Annotated in this window: 6 protein-coding genes; all 6 read right to left on the bottom strand. The window is 69.7% G+C overall.

The features are described from left to right. A partial coding sequence (locus AB0L40_RS15000) for a Type 1 glutamine amidotransferase-like domain-containing protein (protein ID WP_364355804.1) occupies positions 1-783 on the bottom strand: 783 nt, incomplete at its 3' end. Next, entirely contained in the window at positions 780-1,628 is an 849-nt protein-coding gene (locus tag AB0L40_RS14995) for a peptidase E (protein ID WP_364355801.1), read from the bottom strand. The genes AB0L40_RS15000 and AB0L40_RS14995, both read right to left, overlap by 4 nt. Before the next feature lie 166 nt (positions 1,629-1,794). Continuing rightward, positions 1,795-2,682: an ABC transporter permease gene (locus AB0L40_RS14990; RefSeq protein ID WP_364355798.1), complete on the bottom strand. Its 888-nt coding sequence runs from the start codon at positions 2,680-2,682 to the stop codon at positions 1,795-1,797. A gap of 3 nt (positions 2,683-2,685) precedes the next feature. Further along, positions 2,686-3,549: an ABC transporter permease gene (locus tag AB0L40_RS14985; protein WP_364355795.1), complete on the bottom strand. Its 864-nt coding sequence runs from the start codon at positions 3,547-3,549 to the stop codon at positions 2,686-2,688. A gap of 2 nt (positions 3,550-3,551) precedes the next feature. Beyond that, positions 3,552-4,781, bottom strand: coding sequence for a spermidine/putrescine ABC transporter substrate-binding protein (locus AB0L40_RS14980; protein ID WP_364355792.1), 1,230 nt, complete (start codon positions 4,779-4,781; stop codon positions 3,552-3,554). Further along, positions 4,774-5,940 (bottom strand): ABC transporter ATP-binding protein, encoded by a 1,167-nt coding sequence (locus tag AB0L40_RS14975; RefSeq protein WP_364355789.1) that lies wholly within the window; start codon positions 5,938-5,940, stop codon positions 4,774-4,776. Before AB0L40_RS14975 ends, AB0L40_RS14980 begins: the two co-directional genes overlap by 8 nt. Positions 5,941-6,073 lie beyond the last annotated feature (133 nt).

Below are 6,073 nucleotides of genomic sequence, written 5' to 3'. Positions count from 1 at the left end.
GGGCGCGAGGACCACGGTGAGGTCCTCGACGACGCGGGCGACCTGCTCCTGCGTCATCTCGGGGAAGAACGGCAGCGAGAGCCCGCGGGCGGCCGGCACCGGGGTCTCGACCAGGCGGCCGTCGCGGCGGCGCTGGATCTGGATGACGTCGGCGTCGGGGCGGCACGCGACGGCCTCCTCCAGCTGGCCGTCGACGAAGAGCAGGCCCGCGAAGTCGTCGGCCGTCCAGCCGTCGGGCAGGCGCCCGGAGCGCACGGCCTCGCGGTAGACGACGCCGCGTTCCGGCTGCTGGCGCGCGTGGACGCTGAGGGAGCCCGGGATCAGGCCGAGGCCGTCGATCGGCTCGGGCTTGCCGGAGGACTTCGAGACGCCGCCTTGCATCCAGCACATCGCGCCGGCGGACAGGCCGGCGAGGACGGTGCCGCGGCGGTTGGCCTCGAGCAGGAGCTCGGCGACGTTGTGCGCGCGCCAGAGCGCGAGCAGGTTGCGCATCGAGCCGCCGCCGACGTAGACGATGTCCTGGCTCAGGATCAGGTGCTCGAGCGGCTCCTCGAGCTCGTCGAGGTGGAACAGCGAGAGGATCCGCGGCCGGCAGGGCCACGAGCCGAAGACGCGGCCGAAGCGCAGGATCTGGTCCTGCGGGTCGCCGCTCGCCGTCGGCAGGAAGAGGATCCGCGGCCGCGTGACGGGGGCCAGGGACAGGATGTAGGCGTCCAGCTCGGGGCGCCCGGGCTCCATGGTGAAGCCCCCACCCCCCATGCAGAAGACCGGCGCGGCGGTCACGCGGCCACGGCCCCGTCCACGGTCGAGCGGGGGGCCAGCACGTCGGCGGCGGCCGGCGCGGGGTCCGGGGCCGCCCGCAGTTGCGAGGGTTCGTCCACGCGCTCCCGGGACCCGACCCCGGTCTCGCCGAGGTAGCGGGCCTGCAGGCGACGCTCGTGCACCTGGCCGTGGGCGCCGACGGCGACGTCGTAGGCGGTCGCGTCGGGCCTCGACGTGACGACCTCCGAGAGCTCGGTGCCGACGAAGCTCAGCGCGGCGCCGTCCTCGACCCCGTAGCCGGCGCGGAGCCCGCCGCCGACCATCTCGCGGTACGCGGCGCGGCGCTCGGGCTCGCCGTCGTAGTGCACGCAGTTGCTGTACGGCAGGAGGCCGAGGCCCTTGACCCGCTCGCTCGGACCGTGGAACGCGGTCACCGAGTCCTGGAACCAGCAGAGCGACCCGGCGGACAGGCCGCAGAGCACGACGCCCTTCTTCCAGGCGCGCCGCAGGGTGCGGTCGAGGCCGTGGGCGCGCCAGGCGCCCAGCAGGCTCTTCAGCGAGCCGCCGCCGACGTAGATGACGTCCTGCGAGAGCAGGTGCGACTCGAGGTTCCCCTCGACGGACCCGGCGCTCGTGTCGCGCCGGAAGAGCGACACGTGCGACGGCTCGCTGCGGCCCGCGCCGAAGCGGCGGTAGAAGCGGACGACGTAGTGGTCCGCGTCCCCCGACGCCGTCGGCAGGAAGCAGATGCGCGGCCGCTCCGCGCCGGACAACTCCAGCACGTAGTCGTCCATCAGCGGGTTCTTCGGCTCCATGGAGAATCCGCCTCCTCCGAGAGCGACGATGCGGGGCGGTCGGTCGGTCACACCCGGAGCATCACGGCGGCCCGCCGGCCGCAGGGACTCCCGATGTACGAGGTCCGCGGCACGGCGTTCGCCCGGATGGACGGTGGTGTCCACCCGGGCCAAACGCAGGGCTTTCGGTCTGTCCGACGGGCCGCGCGGCAGTGGGACGCCCGGACGAACGGGGGTACTACGCCCCCCGCCGCGCCTTGTCGCGGACCGCGAGGCGCTTCTGCACCAGGACGTTCACGAGCATCAGCCCGAGGACGAGGATCAGCAACATCGTCGAGAGCACGTTCACCTGCGGCGGGACGCCCTGGCGGGTGGCGCCGAAGATGAACAGCGGGAACGTCTGCGTCTGGCCGGCGTTGAAGCTCGTGACGATGTAGTCGTCGATCGACAGCGCGAAGGCCAGCACGGCCGCCGCGGCGACGCCCGGGGCGATCATCGGCAGGGTCACGCGGAAGAACGTCGTGACCTCCCCCGCGCCGAGGTCCTTGGCGGCCTCCTCGACGTGCGGGTCCATCCCTTCCAGCCGCGACTTCACGGTCACGACGACGTAGGAGATCGAGAACATGATGTGCGCGACGAGGATCGTGCCGAAGCCCGTGCCGATACCGAGCACGAGGAACATCGCCAGCAGCGAGGCGCCCATGACGACCTCGGGCGAGGCCATCGGCAGGAAGACGAAGAAGTCGGCGGCGGCGCGGCCCCGGAAGCGGTGGCGCACCAGCGCGACCGCGAGCAGCGTGCCCATCATCGTCGCGATCGTCGTCGCCAAGACGGCGATCAGGAGGGAGTTCTCGAGCGCCTTGGCGAGGTCCGGGTCCGCGAACGGATGGGCCCAGTGCTTGAGCGTGAAGCCCTTCCACTCGAAGTTGAAGCGTCCCTTGTTGTCGTTGAACGAGAAGACGATCATGAACAGGATCGGCGCGACCAGGAAGAGGATCGCCAGCGTCGACCAGACGCCGAGGAGCCACTTGCGGCCGCGACCCTGCTCGCGGTCGTTGCGCGGGCCCGGGGGCGCCGCGGTGGGGGCCGAGACGGGCTCGGACGGGAGGGCCTGCGTCGTCGCCATCGCTCAGCCCGCCAGTTCCGTCAGGTTCTTGGTGCCGAGCACGCGTCCGTATATGGCGATGCCGATGAGGATCACGCCCATCAACAGGAACGAGAGCGCGGCCGCCGTCGGGTAGTCGAGCACGTTGAGGAACTTCGACTGGATGACGTTGCCGATCATCGTCGTGTTCGAGGAGCCCAGGATCGACGAGTTGATGTAGTCGCCGCACGCGGGGATGAACACGAGCAGCGAGCCGGCGAAGATGCCCGGCACCGCGAGCGGCACCGTCACCTTGCGGAACGCGACCCAGCGGCTGCAGTAGAGGTCCGACGCGGCCTCGATCAACCGCCGGTCGATGCGGTCCAGCGTCGCGTAGAGCGGCAGGACCATGAACGGCAGGAAGTTGTACGAGATGCCGAAGATCACGGCCTTGCCGGTGGCGAGGAAGCGGCCGTCGCCGGAGACGATGCCGACGTCCTGCATGCGGGCCACGAGCCACCCGTCGTCGTTGAGGATCAGCTGCCACGACGCGGTGCGCATGACCTGCGAGACGAAGAACGGCAGGATCACGAGCAGCAGCCAGAGGCCCTTGAAGCGCCCGGCCTTGTAGGCGATGAAGTACGCCAGCGGGAAGGCGATGATCAGGTCGATGATCGTCGCGGCGCCCGCGTAGCCGATCGAGCGCGTGAACTGCGCGTGGTAGTCGCGGATCGCGTCCCAGTAGGTCGAGAAGCTCCACGTGAGCTTGAAGCCGACCTCGGGATCGCCGCTCATCAGCGACACGCTGACCTGGTTGAGAATCGGGATCGCGAAGAAGACGGCGAGCCAGAGCAGACCTGGCAGCGCGAACCACCAGGGCAGGAGCTTGCGGCGGCGGGAGAGCGACACGATCAGGCCCCCGTGACCTTCGACATGGCTTCGTACATCTGCTGCTCCTCGCGGGTGGAGAGCGACGGGTAGACCTTCAGCCGCCCCCGGATCTCGTCCGTCGGGAAGATCAGCTCGTTGGACGCGATGTCGGGATCGCTCTTCTCGAGGATCGGCCGGATGCCCTCGACCGGGCTGATGTAGTTGATGTAGGCGCAGAGCTTGGCGGCGATGTCCGGCTCGTAGAGGAAGTTGAACATCGTCTCCGCGGCGTACGGGTGCGCGACGTTGGCCGGCAGCATCAGGTTGTCGGTGAAGGTCACCGCGCCCTCCTCCGGGTACGCGAAGCGCAGGTTCGGGTTGTCGGCCTGCAGCTGGACCATGTCGCCCGAGTAGGCGAGCACGAGCTCGACGTTGCCCTTCGTGAGGTCGGTCGTGTAGTCGTTGCCGGTGAAGCGCCGGAACTGGCCCTTGCCGGCCGCCTTCTCGATGAAGTCGATGGCGCCGAGCATGTCGTCGATCGACGCGGTCGCGGGGTCCTTGCCCTGCATGATCAGGACGCTCGAGGCGGAGTCGTAGGGCTCCGAGAGCATCGTGCACTTGCCCTTGAACTCGGGGTTGAAGAACTCCTTGATGCTCTTCAGCTCGCGCCCGGTCGCCTTGATGTCGTAGCCGATGCCGATCGCCCCGGACTGGAACGGCAGCGTGAACTGGCGCTTGGGGTCGTACTTGATCGTCCGCAGGTTCTCGACGAGGTTCTTGCGGTTGGGGACGTTGCGCGGGTCGAACGGCGTGACGAACCCGGAGCGCACCCAGCGGGCGGCCATCGGGTCGGTGAGCACGACGATGTCGCGGCCGATCGGCTGGTCCTGCGTCAGCTGCTGGCGGACCTTGCCGAAGAAGTCGTTGTTGTCGTTGATGTCCTCGACGTACTTGACCTTGCCGCCGTAGCGCTTGTCGAAGGTCTTCAGCACGCTCTTGTCCATGTAGAGCGGCCAGTTGGAGAACGTCCAGTCGCCGATCGGGACCTTCGGGTGACGGACGGTCGCGGCGGCCTTCTCGAGCTCGGCGACGTTCTCCTGCGCGGTGCCCGAGATCCCGCAGGCGGAGAGCACCGACGCGAGGCCGCCGGCCATCAGCGCGGCGCCCGCGGTGCGGCCGACGAAGCGGCGGCGGGAGGACCGACCGCTGAGGACCTGCTCGTCGAGCGCCCGCTCCAGCGCGCTCTGCGCGCGGGCGTCGTCCTCACGCACCGGCGGGCTCGCCTTCCACGACGAAGGTCTGCTCGGCGTCCCACGCGACCTGCACGTCCTGGCCGGCGCCGAACGTGCCCTTGGAGTTGCCGACGAGGTTCGGCTCGATGACGTTGAGCTCCAGCCCGCCGGGCGTGCGGACGAGGTACTGCAGCGTCACGCCGAGGAAGGTCGACTGCACGACCTTGCCGCGGATGACGTTCTCGGCGTCGCCGGGGGTCTGGTCCATGGCGTACAGGCGGACCTTCTCGGGCCGGACCCCGATCCGGATCGCGCCGGCGTAGCCCTCGGCGCGATGGGTGAGGTAGCGGACGGGCTCGCCGTCGAGGGTGATGCCGATGCTGAACCCGTCGGCGCCCGTGCCCCCCGCCTTCGGCGTGACGTCGATGAGGTTCGAGGTGCCGAGGAAGTTCGCGACGAACGACGTCTCGGGGCGCTCGTAGAGGTCCTCTGCCGAGCCGGCCTGCTCGATCGCCCCGCCGTTCATCACCGCGATGGTGTCGGCCATCGACATGGCCTCCTCCTGGTCGTGCGTGACGTGCACGAAGGTGATGCCGATGTCGCGCTGGATCTGCTTGAGCTGGTCCTGCAGCTGGCGGCGCAGGCGCAGGTCCAGGGCGCCGAGCGGCTCGTCGAGGAGCAGCGCGCGCGGCTTGTTGACCAGCGCGCGGGCGAGCGCGACGCGCTGCGCCTGGCCGCCGGAGAGCTGGCCGGGCTTGCGTTTGGCGAGGTGCGAGAGCTGGACGGTCTCGAGCATCTCGGCGACGCGCTGCTTCGTCTCGTGCTTGCTCACCTTGCGGCGCTCGAGCCCGAACGCGATGTTCTTCTCGACCGTGAGGTGCGGGAACAGCGCGTAGGACTGGAAGACGGTGTTGACCTCGCGCTTGTGCGGCGGCAGCTGCGTGACGTCCCGCCCGGCGAGCGAGACCGAGCCGCTGGTCGGCAGCTCGAAGCCGCCGATCATTCGCAGCGTCGTCGTCTTGCCGCAGCCCGACGGTCCGAGCAGCGCGTAGAACCTCCCCTGCTCGATCACGAGGGAAAGGTCGCCGATCACGACCTGGTCGCCGTAGCGCTTGTGGACGTGCTCGAGAGAGATGTCGCGCTCCTCGACCTCGGCGCTCGCCGCCGGCGTCTCGGTGCTCTCGGGGACCGTCGTCATGGGACCTCCTCGGCGCGGGGCCGGTCGATGGAGCGGATCCGGAAGAGCATGTCCGAGGTTCGGCGTGCCACCACTGGCCACGCGGATGAACCTCGGGCCGCTGCTCTGGACGTTGTCGGCAGGCTCTCGCGGG

Origin of the sequence: Patulibacter sp. NPDC049589, from assembly GCF_040675535.1 — a bacterium.
Taxonomy (GTDB): domain Bacteria; phylum Actinomycetota; class Thermoleophilia; order Solirubrobacterales; family Solirubrobacteraceae; genus Patulibacter.
The sequence above is the reverse complement of the archived record's forward strand: the minus strand, read 5'-3'. Positions and strand labels throughout refer to the sequence as shown.